Below are 16469 nucleotides of genomic sequence, written 5' to 3'. Positions count from 1 at the left end.
TGGCAATGGAAAGGCCGGACGCCCTCGTCGCCCAGGTCGATGTCCACCGTCAGCCGCGAGCCGAGCAGCCCGTCCAGGTCCAGCGCCGGGTCGGCGCAGGCGATGTCGAGCTGGTAACTGGGTTCCTGCGACAGGCGTTCGTCCGCCTTGAAGCTCAACGCGACGCTGTCCGCGTCCAGCAAGAGGCTGTGCAATTCGATCAAACGCATGCGGTTTCTCCCGGGGCGGCGGATTCGGCCGGCGCGGCCGGCTGCAGCGGCACGCCCTCCCCGTCGTCGAAAATCAGTTCCAGTTTTTCGGCGGCGCTCAGGCGCACGCTGTGCAGGGCGCGGTCGGCGGCGCGCGCTTCCAGCACGCCGCGGGCGATGGCCGGCATCACCCGCTGGCGCAATAGATCGCCCACCGCGCGGCCGCTGGCCGGGTGCCTGGCCACCGCTCGGGCGATCCAGTCCGCGGCCTCGGCGTCGGCGCGCCAGTCCAGGCCGTTGGCGCTCAGGCGCTGGCCGATGTCGTCCAGGGCCTGGCGCGCGATGCCGGCCAGCGCCGGCTCGCCCAGCGGCCGGAAGGCCACCACCCGCATCCGCGCCAGCAAGGCCGGCGCGAAGCGGCGCTGCAAGCGTTCGCGCGCCAGCGCGTCCAGCCGGGACTGAGAGACTTCGGGCTCGGCGGCGCAGGCGGCTTCGATCTCGGCGTCGCCCAGATTGCTGGTCAGCAGGATCAGGCAGTTGCGGAAATTGATGTGCCGCCCCTCGCCGTCTTCCATCCAGCCCTGATCGAACACTTGATAGAACATTTCGTGCACGTCCGGATGGGCGCGGTCGAACTCGTCCAGCAAGAGCACGCTGTAGGGTTTTTTACGCACCGCCTCGGTCAGGCGGCCGCCTCGGCCGTAGCCGACATAGCCCGGCGGCGCGCCCTTCAGCGTGGACACGGTGTGGGCTTCCTGGAATTCGTTCATATTGAAGCGCAAGAGATTGCGTTCGCCGCCGAACAGCGCCTGTGCCAGTTCGGCCGCGGTCTGGCTCTTGCCGGTGCCGGTGGGGCCGGCCAGCAGCATCACCGCCATCGGCCGCCGCGGATCGCCCAGGCCGGAGTGCGCCACTTGCAGCGCCTCCACGATGGCGTCCAGCCCGCTTTCCTGGCCCTGGATGCGCTGGTTCAGCCCTTCGCGCAGCGCCATCAGCCGCCGCGCCTCGTCCTGAGCCATCTGGGTGACCGGCACCTGGGTCCATTCCGACAGCACTTCGGCGATGGCCTGCGCGTCCACCCACGGCCGCACCAGCCGTTCGGCCCCGCTCAGGGCCTCGGCCCGCTCCGGATCGGCGCCGCCCGTTTCCAGATCCTCCAGCCAGGCGCCCACCTCGGCGCGCTGCGCGCTCAGGGCCGCGTCCAGCGCGTCGGCGCGCGCGGCGGTTTCCTCGCGCTCCCTTTCCAGTTCCGCGCCGTCCGCCGGCGCGGCCAGGCCCAGCCGCGCGTCGCTGGCGCGCCAGCTCAGCGCCTGCTCCAGCGTCATCGCGCGATGGCGCAGCCGGTCCAGCGCCGCCGGCTGGCAGCTCTGGCTCATCGCCACCCGCGCGCAAGCGGTGTCCAGCAGGCCGATGGCCTTGTCCGGCAGCTGCCGCGACGGCAGATAGCGGCGCGACAGCGTCACCGCGGCGCGCAAGGCGGCGTCGACGATGCGCACGCCGTGATGGCCGGCGAAGCGCGGCGCGATCATGCGCAGCATGTCCACCGCGGTGTCGTCGTCGGGCTCGTCCACGGCCACGGTCTGGAAGCGGCGCACCAAGGCGGCGTCCGGCTCGATGAACTGCTTGTATTCCGACCAGGTGGTGGCGGCCACCATGCGCAGCTGGCCGCGCGCCAGCATCGGTTTGATCAGATTGGCGGCGTCGCCGGTGCCGGCGTTGCCGCCGGCGCCGATCAGGGTGTGGGTTTCGTCGCAGAACAGGATGACGGGCGCCGGCGCGGCGATCACCGCGTCTATCACCGAGCGCAGCCGCTGTTCGAACTCGCCGCGCGCGCCGGCGCCGGCCTGCAGCCTGGCCACGTCCAAGGCCCAGATCTGCGCGCCGCGCAGGCCCGGCGGCACTTCGCCGCGATGGATGCGCTGGGCCAGTGCCTCGGCCACCGCGGTTTTGCCGACGCCGGCCTCGCCCACCAGGATGGGATTGTTCTGCCGCCGCCGCGACAACACGTCGATCACCGCGCGCAATTCGGCGTCGCGGCCTATCACCGGGTCCAATTCGCCGGCCGCCGCCTGATCGCTCAGGCTGACCGCCCATTGCCGCAGCACCGCGGCCGGATCGGCGGCTTCGCCTGCGGCCCCCTGGGCGGCGGTTCCGGCGGGCGCGTCGGCCGCTTCCGGCCAAGCGCCGGCCAGCGCCTCGTAACGCGCGACGATATCGTCCAGCGACAGCTTGGCCAGCGCCTGGCCGATGCGATGCTGCAGCCAGCGCCGCGTCGGCTCCTCGTCCAGCCAGGCCAGCAAGAGATGGCCGCTGCGCACCTTGGCGGCCGGCGCGGCCACCTGGCTCCAGCTGATGGCCGGCGCCACGCTGCGCTCCAGCGCCGGCGAAATGTCGCGCAGCGATTCGCCGCCGGCCTCGGCGGCGTCCAGCGCCTTGCCCACGCGTTGCAAAGCGGCGGCCGGCTCGCAGTCCAGCGCCTCCAGCAAGAGCGCGACGTCGCCGCCGCCGCGGCGCAGCAGGCAAAGCAGCCAATGATCTAGGTCCACCAGCGCGTGCCGGCGCGAGCGCCCCAGGGCGGTGGCTTCCACCAAGGTGTCGTATGCGGTTGGGCCTAAGCGGCCGAAAATGCGTTCTCGGTTCACAGCGGATCCTGGAAAGATTCATACACGGTGAGAGTCCGGAGCGAGACGCCGGGGCGGGACCATGCGTCCACCCCCAGGCGCATGCGCCCCACCTTGCCTGCCAGTTCCGGCCGGGTGCGGACCTGGACCTTGATGACCGGGGCGGCCCGGCCATCGGCGAAATCTGCGGCGACGGCGAACATCGCCAGCACCGCGGGCGCGCCGCGCCGCCAGCGGGAAAACTCGGCGGCGTCGATCGGCCCTATGGTGATGTCCAGCGCGTGCTGGGCGTCCCAGATCCGGCTGCCCACGCGCCAGCTCCCCAGCCGGCGCGGCCCGCCTGCGCCTTCCCGCAGCGGAATCCAGCGGCCCTGGCGCGGCGACAAGCGCACCGGCGCGCCGAAATAGCCGGCCAGGATTTTCTGCAAGTCCGCCAGCGAGCGGCGCGGCGCGTGATAAGCGCCGGGATGGCTGCGCCGGCAGGCGGCGGCGTGCGGGTCCAGCAGCGGCTCCGCCTCCGGCGCGGCGCCGGCCAGCGCGGACACGCGCTCGGCGAAGGGGTGGCGGCCGCGCTCGTAGCCCAGCGCCGGATGCATCGCCGCGCGGGCGGCGTAGTGCAGCCAGGCCAGATCGCCGCAGGCCAGGTTGACGAAGCGTTCGAAGGCGGCGTTGCGTTCCAGCCGGCGCTCGTGCAGCGCGTGCTCGGTGATGTGCAGCGGCAAGGGCCCGTAGGGCGCGAACAGGCCGAAATGGCGGCAAACCACGCTGACGCGCGGCGCGGCGTCGTCCTCCGCCTCTTCCACCTTCACCCCGCTGATCTCGCTGCTGGCGAAGTGCATGTCGGCGGCCTGTTCCAGGCCCAGCCAGTCCGGCCGGCGCCGCAGCCGACCCGCCGCGGCGGCGTCCGGCAGCCGCCATTGCCAGGTTTCCACGCGGCGCATCAGTTCGAAGAAGGTGCGCTGCGGCTTAAGCTCCCGGATCATCTGCTGTCGTTTCATTGCAGTTCTCCATCCGCGCGTTGGGTGTTGCCGTGCCGGCTGACCGGTTCGCCGTCCAGCCTCAGGCTGACTTCGATGCCGTCGTTGAGCGTGACCGCCTGGGCCAGCGCCTGGGCCAGCAGCCGGCCGAACAGCCAGCCGCCGCGGTCCGCGTGCATCACGGCGGCGATATCGATGTCCACCAGGGAGGCGCGCACCAGGGCCTGCGGCGAACCGCGGCCGGCGGGCAGGAAGCCGGCTTGCAGATGCGCGGCCTTCAGGCTGTCTATGCGCTGGCGGTCCAGCGCCAGTTCCGGCTGCGCGGCCAGCCGCAGCTGCTCCGCCAGCCGCGCGGCGATGTCCTGACGGCCGGCGCCGCGCAGGCTCAACGGGTTCTGGCCGATATGGGCCACCGCCTGCCAGCAGCGCTCCAGGTCCGGAATCGGCCGCGGCGCGCTGGCCGGCCACAGGCACTCCAGCCGCGCCACCGCGCCGCCCTCGGCGCGCAGCTCCGCCGCCGGCAGGTCTTCCGGCCGCCAGCCGCGGTCCGCCACCAGCGCGCGCCCGCTCAGGGTGGCGATGTCGTCCAGGCCCAGATCGCCGGCGCAGGCGGAAATGGTGATCAGATCATGGCTGCCCAGCGCGTCCGGGCGCGCCTGGCGCGGCCCCTCGCTTTGCAGCGCCGGCTCGCGGCGCAGCGAATAGCGCGCCGCCGCCGGGGCGCTCTGGTAGCCGCCGGCGTCCAGCGCCGGCCGCGCTTCCCGCGAGCGGCCGTTGCTGTCGCAGACATTGATTTCCAGCAAGCGCCACAGGTGGTGTTCGGCCGGCCGCATCCGGTCCACCGGAATCCATTGCTCGGTCTGGTTCGGATCGTAGGGCACCGGGTCCAGGCGCTTGGGATAGAGATTGATCGCCGGGGTGGCGAACAGGCGGAACTGGCCGGCGTCCACCTCGCCTATCAGGTCCAGCGGCGCCTGGCGCAAGGCCAGGATCAGCTCGAAGCCGCGCGCCGACGGCGCCCGCGCCGCCAAAGCCGCCAGCGCGTCCAATTCCACGCTGAGCAGCCGCGCCGGCTGGGCGAAGTATTCGCGCAGCAAGCGCAAGCCCGGCAAGCCGCCCGCCTCGGCCGGCAGCAGGGCCTCGCCCTCGTCGGCGGCGGACAGGCGCAGGCCGCCAAGCGGCAACTCCAGCAGGACTTCGCCGCCGCGGCCGTCGTCGGCCGTCGCGTACCAGGCGCCGACGTCGGCCAGCATCGCGCGGTGCAGCGCGTAAGCGCGCGGCAGATCGCCGGCCAGGCTCAGGTGCAGCGGCTTGGCGCCGCCCTCCGTCGCGGCCAGATCGCCCAGCGACACCGTGCCCTCCAGTTTGAAGCTCAGGCGCAAGGCGGCCTGGGACGAGGCCAGCCGCCGCGCCAGCTCGGCGGACAGCCGGGTCAGGCCGCGGCCGCACTCCGCCCGCTCCAGCCGCAGCGGCAGCAGGGTCACCTCGCGCCCGGTGGCGAAGGTGATGGGCCGGGTCGAACCCGGCAAGGTCGCCTGGATCAGGGTGCCGCGCGGCAGGCTGCGGCCGCGGAAGGCTTCCGGCGAGGCGAAGTCCGGATGGAAGGCGAAGCTGCTGATCGCCGGCGTGGCGCTCAGATACAGCGGGCAGACCTGCGCCAGCGCCTGACGCGCGAATTCCGCGCACTCCAGATCCAGCCGGGTCTGCACCCGGGCGGACAGAAAGGCCACGCCCTCCAGCAGGCGCTCGACGAAGGGATCGGCGACCGAGTTCGGCCGCAGGCCGAGCGCCGGGGCGATCTGCGGATGCTCGCGGGCGAAACGCGCGCCGGCCTCGCGCAGATGGCGCAATTCATTATTGTAGTGATCGAGGAAATTCATCCGGCCGCCCCCGCCTCCGCGGCGCGCGGCAGGCCGAAATAACCGTCCAGATAATCCAGCGTCAGGCTGAGCCGCAGCGCTTCGCCGCCGTCGCGGGTCACCGCGGCCACATCGAAATACAGCAGCTGCCGCGCCTGCGGCCCGCTGCCGGCGCGCGCGCTCACTTCCAGCCGTTCCGGGTCCAGCCGCGGCTCGAAGCGGCGGATGGCGTCGCGGATGTGGGCGCTGACGCGCGCCGGGTCGATCCGGCTCGACTTTCTCTCCGCCAGCGGCGGCCGTCCGTAATTCCACACCGAAGTCTCCAGCTGGCTGCCCGCCGCCAGCGGCAGGCGCGCGCCGCGCAGCGCGGCGTTCATCAAATGCGCCAGATCGCGCGCGATGCTGGCGGCGAGCGTCTCGCGCCCTGCGCGGGCGGACAGTTGGTCGAATAATCGTGGCGTCATGGCTGCCCGGCGCCGCCTGGGCGACGCCGTCCCGATAGAGAGGAAAGAAGGCCGGAAAGTCCCGGCTCATAGTGCTTAAACGGCTGCGTTCAGCTTCAGGTCGTAACCCGCCTTGATCACCGCGCCCATGGTTCCGTCATTGCGCTGTTCGCGGTATTCGAACTCGATCTTGGCGAAGTTGATCTTGATCTCGTCGGTGGGCAGCACGCTTTCCACATCGCCGCTGCCGTGGCCCATGATGGCGTACGGCATATTGCCCAGCGTGCGGAAGGAGGACACCAGACCGCTGGCGAAGGTGATGATCATGAAGTCCTGCTGGCCGTTGCCGGACTTGCGGCAGATCAGCTTGGCGCGCGGGATGTGTTCGCCGGTGGCGCACATCAGGAACAGCTTGGGCGAGGCCTTGTTCGAGACCATGCGGAACTCGAAGTCCTTCATTTCCACCTTGCCGGCGCCGCCGCCGCTGCCGAAGCCCCATTTGCCCGAGTTCTCCTCGGCCCATTGCCAGCTCTGGATCTGGATCAGGCCCGAGTACTGCTGGTCAGTTGATTCCCCCTCGACTCCTTCAATCTGCAGAAAGTAGTCAACCAATGCATTTGCCATGTTGCGATACTCCGAAAAAAAGTGATGGACAAGCCAGACCTGAAACGGAATGCAAGCGCCGGGGCGACTCAGGTCGTTCCCGCCCCGCGCCAAACCGGCCGCCGTCAGCTCTTGCTCAAGCCTTGCTTAAGCTAAGCGCGGCGGTGAATGAACGGGCTATCGGAAGCGAGCCGCGCGCTAGCGAGCCCCCTCCTGCTTGGCCGACGGCAGCTTGGAAACCAGCCGCAGCGACACGGTCAAGCCTTCCAGCTGGAAGTGCGGCCGCAGGAAGAACTGGGCGCGGTAGTAGCCGGGGTTGTCCGGCAGCTCGTCCACCAGCACCTCGGCCGCGGACAGCGGGCGCTTGGATTTGGTGACCTCGCTGGAAATGCTGGGATCGCCGTCCACGTAGTTCATCAGCCAATCGTTGAGCCAGCGCTGAGTGTCTTCCCGCGATTTGAAGGAGCCGATCTTGTCGCGCACGATGCACTTCAGGTAATGAGCGAAGCGGCAGGTGGCGAAGATATAAGGCAGGCGCGAGGACAGATTGGCGTTGGCGGTGGCGTCGTCGTCCTCGTACACCGCCGGCCGGTGCACGGTCTTGGCGCCGATGAAGGCCGCCATGTCCGAGTTCTTGCGGTAAACCAGCGGCATCAGGCCGGATTCGGACAGCTCGTGCTCGCGGCGGTCGGAGATGGCGATCTCGGTGGGGCAATGCAGCTCCACTTCCTTGTCCTGCGAGGGCAGCACGAATTTGGGCAGCACCTCCACCGCGCCGCCGGACTCCACGCCGCGGATCTTGGTGCACCAGCCGTAGGTGCTGAAGGCGCGGGTGATGTTGGCGGCCATCGCGTAGGCGGAATTGGCCCAGCAAAAATCGCTAGCGCGGTTGGGGTCCACCTTCTCCTCGAAGCCGAACTCCTCTATCGGCTGGGTCTTGGGCCCGTAAGGCACCCGCGCCAGGAAGCGCGGCAAGGTCAGCGCCAGGTAGCGCGAATCGTTGCTTTCCCGCAGCCGGCGCCAGAACGCGTATTCGGTGGCGGTGAAGATCTTGGACACGTCGCGCGGATTGCCCAGCTCGCTCCAGTCGTCCATCTGCAACAAGCTGGGCGCGGCGGCGGAGATGAAAGGCGTGTGCGCGGCGGCGGCGATCTTGGACATCTCGGTCAGCAAGGCCACGTCCTGCGCGCTGTGGTCGAAGTGATAATCGCCCACCAGGCAGCCGAAGGGCTCGCCGCCGAACTGACCGTACTCCTGCTCGTAAATCATCTTGAAGATGGGGCTCTGGTCCCAGACCACGCCCTTGTAGCGGCGCAGGGTCTTGCCCAGCTCTTTCTTGGAGACGTTCAGGTAGCGGATCTTCAGATTCTCGGTGGTGTCGGTGTTGGACACCAGGTAGTGCAGGCCGCGCCAGGCGCCTTCCAGTTTTTGGAAGTGCTCGTTGTGCAAGACCAGGGTCAGCTGTTCCGAAATCTTGCGGTCCAGCTCGGCCACCAATTGCTCCACCGTCTGCGCCACGTCCTCGCGCACCACCACCCGGCTGCGGCGCGCATAGGCCAGCAAGGTCTGCACCGCGCTTTGCACCGCCTCGGCGGCCTCATTGGTGCGCGGCCGGAACGAGCGGCGCAGGATGTCCTTCAGGCCGTCGTCCACCGTGGTTTCGGTCTGGCCGGCCGCGGCCGGCGCCTGCATCTCGGCATGGGTGCTCATCTCGCCTCCCCGTCGGCCTGGGCCGCCTCGCCCGCCGCGGCGTCGTCCGCGGGCAGATGCAGGTCCTTCAGCAGCTGCTCGATCAACTCCTCGGCCGCCACCTTGCCGTCCATATAAGTCAACAATTCCTTCAACTGGCTGCGCGCGTCCAACAGCACCGCCAGCTCGGGGATTTTCTTCACCACCTCGGCCGGCTCGAAGGACTCCATGGAGTCGAAGCTCAAGTCGATCGGGATCAAGGTTCCGTCATCGGTGATCACGTTCTTCACGTGGTAGCTGAGTTCCGGCGCGATCTGCGCCATCCGCAAGTCGAAGTTCTCCACGTCGATCTCGGTGAAACGGCGGTCCTCCACCGCGCCCAGCGCTTCGATGTTGTCGCCGGACAAGTCCGCCAACACCCCGGCTACAAAAGGCAGTTCCACCTTTTTCTGCGAACCGTAGACTTCCACGTCGTATTCGATCTGCACGCGGGGCGCACGGCTTTCCCCGATGAACTTCTGCGCATCCTTCTGTCGCGCCATGGCATATGTCCTTTCCCTGATATTGCTTGACTACCCTTGTAAAGGCCGGGGGCGATCCAATTTCGCCACCAGCGCATCCGATTCGGCGAACAGCTCCGCCATCAACTCCTCAAAGCCCGCGCCCAACATCCGCTTGGCGCGCAGCAGAAAGATGGGCGCCGGGTGCCCGGGCTCGTGCTCGCGGAAATACGCGACGATCAAGTCCAGCGCCGCCGCCACCTCCTCGCGGCTGTTCAAGGCGCCGGCCGGCAACGCGCGCGCCGCCGGGGCGGCCTCGCTCAAGACGGGCGCTTCTGCGGGGACCGCGGCAAGCATCGGCGTCAGCGCCGCTTCCAGCTCATCCAGCAAGGCGTGCAGACCGGCGCAGTCAAACTGCTCTGCAAAGCCTTCGCGCTCGCTCAAATCCGTCAAACCGGCCAGTCCGGCGCGCAGCCGGGACAGATCCCGCAACGCCCGCTCGCGCTCCGCCGGCGGCGCGGCGGCCGGGTCCTTGGCCAATTGGCCGACGCGCAGCTCGCTGTCCGCGCTCAGCCGGCTGTGCGCCAGCTGATGCAGGAAGGCCGGCCCGCACAGCCAGGCCAGATGCAGCGCGTGGGTTTCACCCGCCGGCGCGTCCGGCTGCCCGGCCGGCCGGATGTTTTCCAGCGGCTGCGCCGCGATCGCGGCCAGCGCCGCCAGTCCTTCCGCCGCCCCGGCCAGACCGCGCTGGGCCAGCGCCGCGCGCAGCAGCCAAACGCCAACCCGCACATCCGCGGCCTTGCCAAGCAGGCCGCAGCAGGCGCTTTCCACGCTGGTCCAGTGGAAGGGCTCCGCGCCCTTGCGCAAAGGCACCTGGCCCACCGCGTCGTATTCGCAGATCGCGGCGTCGACGCGGGCGAAGTCCGCGTCGAAATCCAGCTCTTCCGCAGCCGGGGTGTCCGGCAAGGCGATATCGGCGATGGCGTGGTTCATGGTTTCAGCGTTCATGACGAAAGTTTGCTTCCAACGGCGGCCCTGCCCGGCCCGCCTCAATGTTTTGAATAAGGCGCCGATAAACGGCTGGCGCGCTTTCACAAAAACTCGAGAACAAAGTTATAAGCAAACGCTTGAGTCTGTCCAAATAAACGCCCGGCGGCGGGTTTACCGGTAAACACCGGGGAAACGGGGCGAAACCGCACGGCAATACAAATGCATAAACCATTTTTCATGACGGCCGCGCATGCAAGGACTTGGGGAAATAGTTAAGCGCGCAGCCGGAAGAATGGCTTGCGGCAGAGCAGAATACGGAAGGAAGACGCTGAGTTTGACGCGGCGGCCGGCTTAATCGGCGTCGATTTTCAAGGCCCGCCGATAAAATAAGCTCGGCAATCGCAAGCGCAAGATTTTATTTGCATTTTTAGCGAATATCGGCCGCGACCGCGCGATGCTCGGTGAGTGCGCAAGCACGGCGGCGCCAGTCGCGGCGCGCCGCGCGCTCGTCGGCGCGGCTTGCCGGATCAAAGAAGCGATCCAGGCGGCGGACAATGTGCAAAACACATACTTATTAGGACAATTTGGAGAAAAGTTTTTAATGCCGAGACTTGTTTGGTGTAAATTGGCATAAGCCGTCTATTTTCTAAAACGCTTATGCGCAAATGGCGATTTTATTAAGCCAAGACTTAATAAATCATGGAAAGACGGATCTTAAGCGGCTAAAACGTGGAAAGTGCAAATTCACATTTTGCTCAAACTTTGTTGCATTTGATACACAAAACCCAGGCATTGGGAATAATGCTTTTTCCGCACGTTAGCATATTTAGATAGTCCAGCATGTCCGCGCGCCTTATTTGCATAAATCAAAAACAAGATCAGGGTTTTCCCTAATGATCGGCAATAAAATAAACGATTGTTTAATTTTGTAACCGTTTAGTAATTTTTATTAAATATCCTGGACGCGCTAAAAAAAATAAACCCCGTCAATGACGGGGTTTAGGATTCAGCGATTTTCATTCATTTCGCTTGCGCCGCGGCACATCGCCGCCGCGCGTTCAAGCCGGATCACATCAGTTCGCCGGCCTCCAGCGTTTTGCCCACCAGGCGTTCGCGCAGATCGAGGATTTCCTTGACCAGGGCGGCGCGCAGCTCCAGCACCAGGGCCAATAAGGTGGCCATACGCCGGCGCGGCTCCAGCTTGGCCAGATCCTTGGGCTTCATCTGCCGGCCCTCGGCCGCCAGCCTGCCCAGCCTCTGTTGCGACACCAGATTCTGCAAACCGGCGGGCAGCGACAAAGCGTCAATCGCCTTCAGTTTTTCCAGGTTCTGCAACATGCGCAGCAGGGCCGCGCGCGCCTGCAACACGATGGCCACCAGGGTGGCCATGCGCCGCGGCGGCTCCAGTTCGGCCAGATCATGGCAGCTCATGCCGTCGCCGGCGCGGGCCAATTCCTGCATCCGCCCCGGCCCCACCAACTGAGTCAGGTGGGCCGGCAAGGCCAGCGCTTCCACCACTTGCAAGCGCTCCAGCTGCGGCGCCGCGCCGCGCGCGCGGTCCGCGTTCAGCCGCAGCCAGGCCAGCGTCGTCAGCTTGCCGCCCTCCCGCAGTTCCAGCAGGGCGTCCAGCCGTTGGCGCTGGCAGGCGCTCAAGGCCTCGTTGAGCCGGGAGTAGACTTGACGCGATCCCAGGGTCAGCGCCGCCGCGCAACTGCGGTCAATCACGCCTATGGCCGGCAGCACGATGCGCCTCTGGCGCAGCCAGGACACCATGGCCTGCGCTAGGCACAGCGGCTGATCGGTTTGAGTGGCCAGCCGGGCCAGGTGGCGCAAGACCGCCTGGCCGTCCTCGGCCCGGTACGGCCTCAATCCCAGATAGGCGTAGAGTTTGACCAGATGCTCGCGCCGGGTCTGATCGCGGGTGGCGTAGCGTTCCCAGTCCTCCTCGCGCGCGCCCAGCGCGGCCGCCACCCGCCGCAACAAACGTGGTGCGGGCTGGCAGCCCTCGTCCAGCGCGATGCCGGGATGGCGCAGATAGCACAGCAGCACGGCCACGCCCAAGCGGTTGGCGCTGCCGCGGTGCTGCTGGATCAAGGCGAAATCCTGTTCGCTGAAGGCGGTTAACTGATCTAACTCGTATTCGTCGTCTGGAGGCTCCAGCAAGCTGGCGCGCTCTGGCGGCGAGAGCAACGGACGTCTCGGCATAGTTCTCTTCCCCTGGCCTTGGCCAATGCGCGAAGCGCCGGCGTTTCTGCGGGCCGGCTGCCTCGCTTGGGCTCCACCGCTCTGACGGCGGCACTGGAGCCGGTGACGCCCTTTGCCGGCCATGTCCGCCGACGAAAGGGCTAACTAAAACATTATGAAGTTCAAGTTGCTTCACTGGTAAGCATTACTTTGTGATGGACCGCATTTGCGGTAGTTCCCGGAAATATGCCGATTTCTTAATTTGAATAGTGAATTAGTCACACGACAAAGGTTTCCACCCCCATAAAATGCCAATGTATTTATTTTTGCCATGGTAAGTCCGGGTAAAAATAGCCGATGGGCGATTAGAATCACCGCATAAGGGCGCGCGCCGCGCGCTCTCCGCGGGAAAGACGGGAACTTCTGTCATTCCAAACGAATCCCATGCTTCCATAAAGTGCTTAATATTGTCAGTTTCGCGCGCGAAGCGGGCCGCCGGTCCGACGCCGCCCACGCCTTGCAAGGAAGACGCCGATGTTCGAGTCCTGGATCCGTTTTTCCGTGCTCCTGTCGATAGGAGTCACCGTGTTGTCGCTGGCCATTACCGGCTTTCTGCTGTTTCGCTCTTTCGACTGGACCTCGCAATTGCGCGGACTGTCCGGTCCCTGGCAGCGAGAAAGCGTGAAAGACGGCGTCCGTCTCAACGCCGACGTCTTGTCGATCCGGCAAACCGGCCTGCAGGTGAACCAGGTGCCGATGATGCGATTGGAGTTGAGGGTGTGGCAGGACGGCTTCAGCCGGGAACTGACGATTGAACAACTGATAGATCTGGGCAATATGCCGCGCGCCGGCGAACGGGTGGAAGTCATGGTGGACCGCCAGGACCCGTCCCGCGCGTCCTATCTGCGGCTGGCGCCGGCGGGCGACGCGCCGCCTGCTCGCCTGCCTTGAAAACCGGCAAAGTCCGCCTCGCGCGGCGGACGAGCGCTCGCGAGGCGGGGCGCTCCTTCCGCTCGCGCGGCGCTAGGCCCGGGTGGGTTTGCGCGGCCGCCGCGCGCGCCGCTGCAACAATTCCTCCAGTTGCGCGCTGATTTCCAGCGAGGCCTTCGCGCCCAGACCCTGCTGCAGCGCGTCGCGCTGCGGCGGTGCCGCCTGGGCGAACAGCATGGTTTCCCGCAACAGGGCGTTCATCGAATCCAGCCCGCCCTGCGCATGCGTCTGCAAGCGCGCGTTGATGCGGCGCAGGCTGTCGGACACGTCGATGGAATCCGTGACCGCGCTGTTCAAACGCATCAGCTGCCCTATCTTCAGATAATCCTGCAGCTTGATGGTGCCGCTTTGGTTCATGGTCAGCACCAGGCCTTCGATAATCCTCTCCAGCGCGGCTTGCCGCGCAACCAGCATCTCCAGAATGTCATCCATATCCACTCCTCAATATCAGGCGCGTCAAAGGCAGACTAACAAGTAAACAGTTTTAAATACATATTAATTTAGACCAGTTTACGCGGCTGCCTTATCACGCCGGGTTTTTATCGGCTTATGGCATTAAATATTCAATATGGGAAATGGGTTTGGCAAGCGAAATACCGCAGGATCCGGCTATCGCCGGCGCGGTTGTCGCCAAATTGCGTCGGGAAACGGATAAAAAAAGACGGCGGGCATTGCCCGCCGCCGTTTGGAAGCTAAATCACTATTACATTAGATTCTGTTCCGCCACGTTCAGGTTCAGATCGATCATATGTTCGCTGCCGCCCTGCTCCGCTCCGGTCTTGCCGTCCAGACGCTCGGCCTCAATCGCGTCCAGATAGGCCGGCGTGATGTCGCCGGTGATGTATTCGCCGTTGAAGCAGGAGGTTTCGTAGCAGCTCAGCTTGGGGTTGACGCTGCTAACCGCCTCTTCCAGCGCGGACAGGTCCTGATAGATCACCGCGTCGGCGCCGATCTCGCGCGCGATCTCGGCCTCGTCGCGGCCGGTGGCCAGCAGTTCCGCCCGCGTCGGCATGTCGATGCCGTAGACGTTGGGGAAGCGCACCGCCGGAGCGGCCGAGGCGAAATACACTTTCTTGGCGCCGGCGTCGCGCGCCATCTGCACGATTTCCTTGGACGTGGTGCCGCGCACGATGGAATCGTCCACCAGCAGCACATTGCGGCCCTTGAATTCGCAGGCCACCGGGTTCAGCTTCTGGCGCACCGATTTCTTGCGCACCGCCTGGCCCGGCATGATGAAGGTGCGGCCGATGTAGCGGTTCTTGATGAAGCCCTCGCGGTACGGCAGGCCCAGGTGGTTGGCCAGCTGCAGCGCGCTGGGGCGACTGGTGTCCGGGATGGGCATCACCACGTCGATGTCCAGCTCCGGCAAGGCGCGGCGGATTTTCTCGGCCAGCTTTTCGCCCATCACGATGCGCGCCTGGTAAACCGAAGCGCCGTCTATCACCGAATCCGGGCGCGCGAAGTACACGTATTCGAACAGGCAAGGCGCGTGGCGGGTGTCGCTGGCGCAGCTGCGGGCGTGGAATTCGCCGTCGAAGCTGACGAAGATGCCCTCGCCCGGCTGCACGTCGCGCAGCAGGCTGAAACCGGAACAGTCCAGCGCCACGGATTCCGACGCGAACATGTATTCGGTCTTGCCGCTGTTGACGCAAGTGCCTATCACCAGCGGGCGGATGCCGTTGGGGTCGCGGAAGGCCACCAGGCCGTAGCCGGCGATCATCGCCACCACCGCGTAAGCGCCGCGCACGCGGCGGTGCACCGCCTCGATGGCGCCGAACACCGCGTCCACGCTCAATTCGTTGGCGCTGAGGCGCTGGGTCAGCTCATGAGCGAACACGTTCAACAACACCTCGGAATCGGAGTTGGTGTTGATGTGGCGCAGATCGTGGCGGAACATGTCCGCCTTGAGCTCTTCGGTATTGGTCAGGTTGCCGTTGTGCGCCAGCACGATGCCGAACGGCGAGTTGACGTAGAACGGCTGCGCCTCGGCCAGGCAGGAGGCGGAGCCGGCGGTGGGATAGCGCACATGGGCGATGCCGGCCGCGCCCAATAGGGAACGCATATTGCGCGTGCGGAACACGTCGCGCACCATGCCGCTGCCCTTGTGCATGTGAAAGGTCTTGCCATTGGCGGTCACGATGCCGGCGGCGTCCTGACCTCGATGTTGCAGCACCTGCAAACCGTCATACAGCAACTGGTTGACCGGAGCCTGACCGACCACGCCTAGAATTCCACACATCTTTTGCTCTCTTCCCTACTACTAAAGAAACGGACAAAAAAACAAGACAAAGAAAAAGGCGGAATCTTGAAGTGAAGATATCAAGATATTCCGCCTTGTTCACCAGCTACCCGGTGTAGTGGAGGTTATCGGCCAGCATCGCCGGTAACCAGGGCCTTAATGATAAGGCCACCGATTCAAATGGCGCCGAGAGCACGGCATTCCTCCACATGGGTTGTCGCGGCAGATCGCTCAAGCCGCCCACCAAAACCAGGGCCGTCACCAGCACCAGCCCGCGAGCCAGGCCGAACACCGCCCCGAACAATCGATTGACTCCGCCCAGCCCCACGCTGTCCAGCATGCCGGTCAGCGTGACCCGCAGCAAGGCCGTGGCCAGCCAGGCCAGGAAAAACACCGCCACGAAACCGGCCACCAGCCGCAAGCCTTCCGAACTCAATTCGCCGGGCAGGAACGCCGACACCACCGGCGAAAACTGCTTGGCGCACCAGAAGGCGATCAGCCAGGAGCCCAGCGACAGCACTTCGGCCACCAGGCCGCGCATCATCGCCACCAGGATGGAACCGGCGATGATGGCGATGGCAATATAGTCGAAGATGGTCATGACGGCTACTTGGTCACGATAATGCCGTTAACGCCGGCCTTGGCCAGCTTCTGCAAGGTGGCTTGCGCCTCGGCGCGGCTGTTGAACGGGCCCACCCGCACCCGGGTCACCTCGCCCTTGCTGGTCTGCACCTTGCTGAAATGAGCGGACACGCCTATCGACGACAGCTTGGACTTCAAGGCGTCGGCCTTGTCCGGGTCCGACAGCGCCGCCAGCTGGATCACCGATTTGCTCTCGCCCTTGGCCGCCGGCTCCTCTTTCTTCGCCGCCGGCTTGTCCAGCGAATCGAAGCGTCCTTCCAGGATAGCCGCCGGGTCCGGCTTGCGGGCCGGCTTTTCGTCCAGCTTGATTTCGGGCTTTTTATGCTCGGGCTTGGCCGGTTTCGGCTCCGGCTTGTGTTCGGGTTTGGGCTTGGCCTCCGGCTTGGGCTCCGGTTTGACTTCCGGCTTGGGCTCGGGTTTCGCCGCGGGGGCCGGCTGCGCGGCCGGCATCGCCGGCGTCATCGTGGACAGATTGGCCGCCAGTTCGGTGGCGCCGGGCTTGGCCGCGGGCGAGACTTCGGCCAGCGCGGCGGAGGCCGCGGAC

15 protein-coding genes are annotated in these 16469 nt (G+C 66.1%); 1 reads left to right on the top strand and 14 read right to left on the bottom strand.

Annotation, left to right across the window (positions count from 1 at the left end):
• From NK214_RS23845 to NK214_RS23800, 10 genes are all read right to left on the bottom strand, one after another.
• Positions 1-209, bottom strand: a 209-nt coding sequence (locus NK214_RS23845) for a hypothetical protein (RefSeq protein ID WP_253315685.1), incomplete at its 3' end; no start/stop codon positions are given.
• Positions 200-2830, bottom strand: a complete 2631-nt coding sequence (gene tssH / locus NK214_RS23840) for a type VI secretion system ATPase TssH (protein WP_371926313.1) — start codon at positions 2828-2830, stop codon at positions 200-202. The genes NK214_RS23845 and tssH, both read right to left, overlap by 10 nt.
• Entirely contained in the window at positions 2827-3807 is a 981-nt protein-coding gene (locus NK214_RS23835) for a type VI secretion system baseplate subunit TssG (protein ID WP_107799090.1), read from the bottom strand. Before NK214_RS23835 ends, tssH begins: the two co-directional genes overlap by 4 nt.
• On the bottom strand, positions 3804-5666 hold the full coding sequence (gene tssF / locus NK214_RS23830; protein WP_253315683.1) for a type VI secretion system baseplate subunit TssF: 1863 nt from the start codon (positions 5664-5666) through the stop codon (positions 3804-3806). Before tssF ends, NK214_RS23835 begins: the two co-directional genes overlap by 4 nt.
• Positions 5663-6109 carry a GPW/gp25 family protein gene (locus tag NK214_RS23825; protein WP_107799088.1) on the bottom strand — a complete coding sequence of 149 codons (447 nt, stop codon included), beginning with the start codon at positions 6107-6109 and terminating at the stop codon, positions 5663-5665. The genes tssF and NK214_RS23825 overlap by 4 nt, the downstream gene beginning before the upstream one ends.
• 75 nt (positions 6110-6184) lie before the next feature.
• On the bottom strand, positions 6185-6712 hold the full coding sequence (locus NK214_RS23820) for a type VI secretion system tube protein Hcp (RefSeq protein ID WP_039755389.1): 528 nt from the start codon (positions 6710-6712) through the stop codon (positions 6185-6187).
• 177 nt (positions 6713-6889) lie between these two features.
• Positions 6890-8401 carry a type VI secretion system contractile sheath large subunit gene (gene tssC, locus NK214_RS23815; protein WP_107799087.1) on the bottom strand — a complete coding sequence of 504 codons (1512 nt, stop codon included), beginning with the start codon at positions 8399-8401 and terminating at the stop codon, positions 6890-6892.
• Positions 8398-8922 carry a type VI secretion system contractile sheath small subunit gene (tssB, locus tag NK214_RS23810; RefSeq protein WP_107799086.1) on the bottom strand — a complete coding sequence of 175 codons (525 nt, stop codon included), beginning with the start codon at positions 8920-8922 and terminating at the stop codon, positions 8398-8400. The genes tssC and tssB overlap by 4 nt, the downstream gene beginning before the upstream one ends.
• A gap of 30 nt (positions 8923-8952) precedes the next feature.
• Positions 8953-9888: a type VI secretion system ImpA family N-terminal domain-containing protein gene (locus NK214_RS23805; RefSeq protein WP_253315682.1), complete on the bottom strand. Its 936-nt coding sequence runs from the start codon at positions 9886-9888 to the stop codon at positions 8953-8955.
• A gap of 1050 nt (positions 9889-10938) precedes the next feature.
• On the bottom strand, positions 10939-12075 hold the full coding sequence (locus tag NK214_RS23800) for a DUF4158 domain-containing protein (protein WP_253315681.1): 1137 nt from the start codon (positions 12073-12075) through the stop codon (positions 10939-10941).
• Between the two features lie 513 nt (positions 12076-12588).
• Between NK214_RS23800 and NK214_RS23795 the strand changes: the two genes are divergently transcribed.
• Positions 12589-13005 (top strand): hypothetical protein, encoded by a 417-nt coding sequence (locus NK214_RS23795; RefSeq protein ID WP_253315680.1) that lies wholly within the window; start codon positions 12589-12591, stop codon positions 13003-13005.
• A gap of 72 nt (positions 13006-13077) precedes the next feature.
• On the opposite strand, the gene NK214_RS23790 is transcribed toward NK214_RS23795, so the two are convergent.
• From NK214_RS23790 to NK214_RS23775, 4 genes are all read right to left on the bottom strand, one after another.
• Complete coding sequence (locus NK214_RS23790) at positions 13078-13476, bottom strand: hypothetical protein (RefSeq protein ID WP_107799084.1); 399 nt, start codon at positions 13474-13476, stop codon at positions 13078-13080.
• Positions 13477-13747: 271 nt separating this feature from the next.
• A complete protein-coding gene (purF, locus tag NK214_RS23785; RefSeq protein ID WP_253315679.1) occupies positions 13748-15283 on the bottom strand; it encodes an amidophosphoribosyltransferase in 1536 nt (511 codons plus the stop codon).
• Positions 15284-15389: 106 nt separating this feature from the next.
• The gene (locus NK214_RS23780; RefSeq protein WP_048415279.1) at positions 15390-15884 is read right to left on the bottom strand and encodes a CvpA family protein; all 495 of its coding nucleotides are present in this window, start codon (positions 15882-15884) and stop codon (positions 15390-15392) included.
• Positions 15885-15889: 5 nt separating this feature from the next.
• A partial coding sequence (locus NK214_RS23775; RefSeq protein ID WP_253315678.1) for an SPOR domain-containing protein occupies positions 15890-16469 on the bottom strand: 580 nt, incomplete at its 5' end.

The organism is Chromobacterium sp. S0633, from assembly GCF_024158805.1.
In the GTDB taxonomy this organism is placed as follows: Bacteria; Pseudomonadota; Gammaproteobacteria; order Burkholderiales; family Chromobacteriaceae; genus Chromobacterium.
This window is presented reverse-complemented; position numbering and strand designations above follow the sequence as displayed.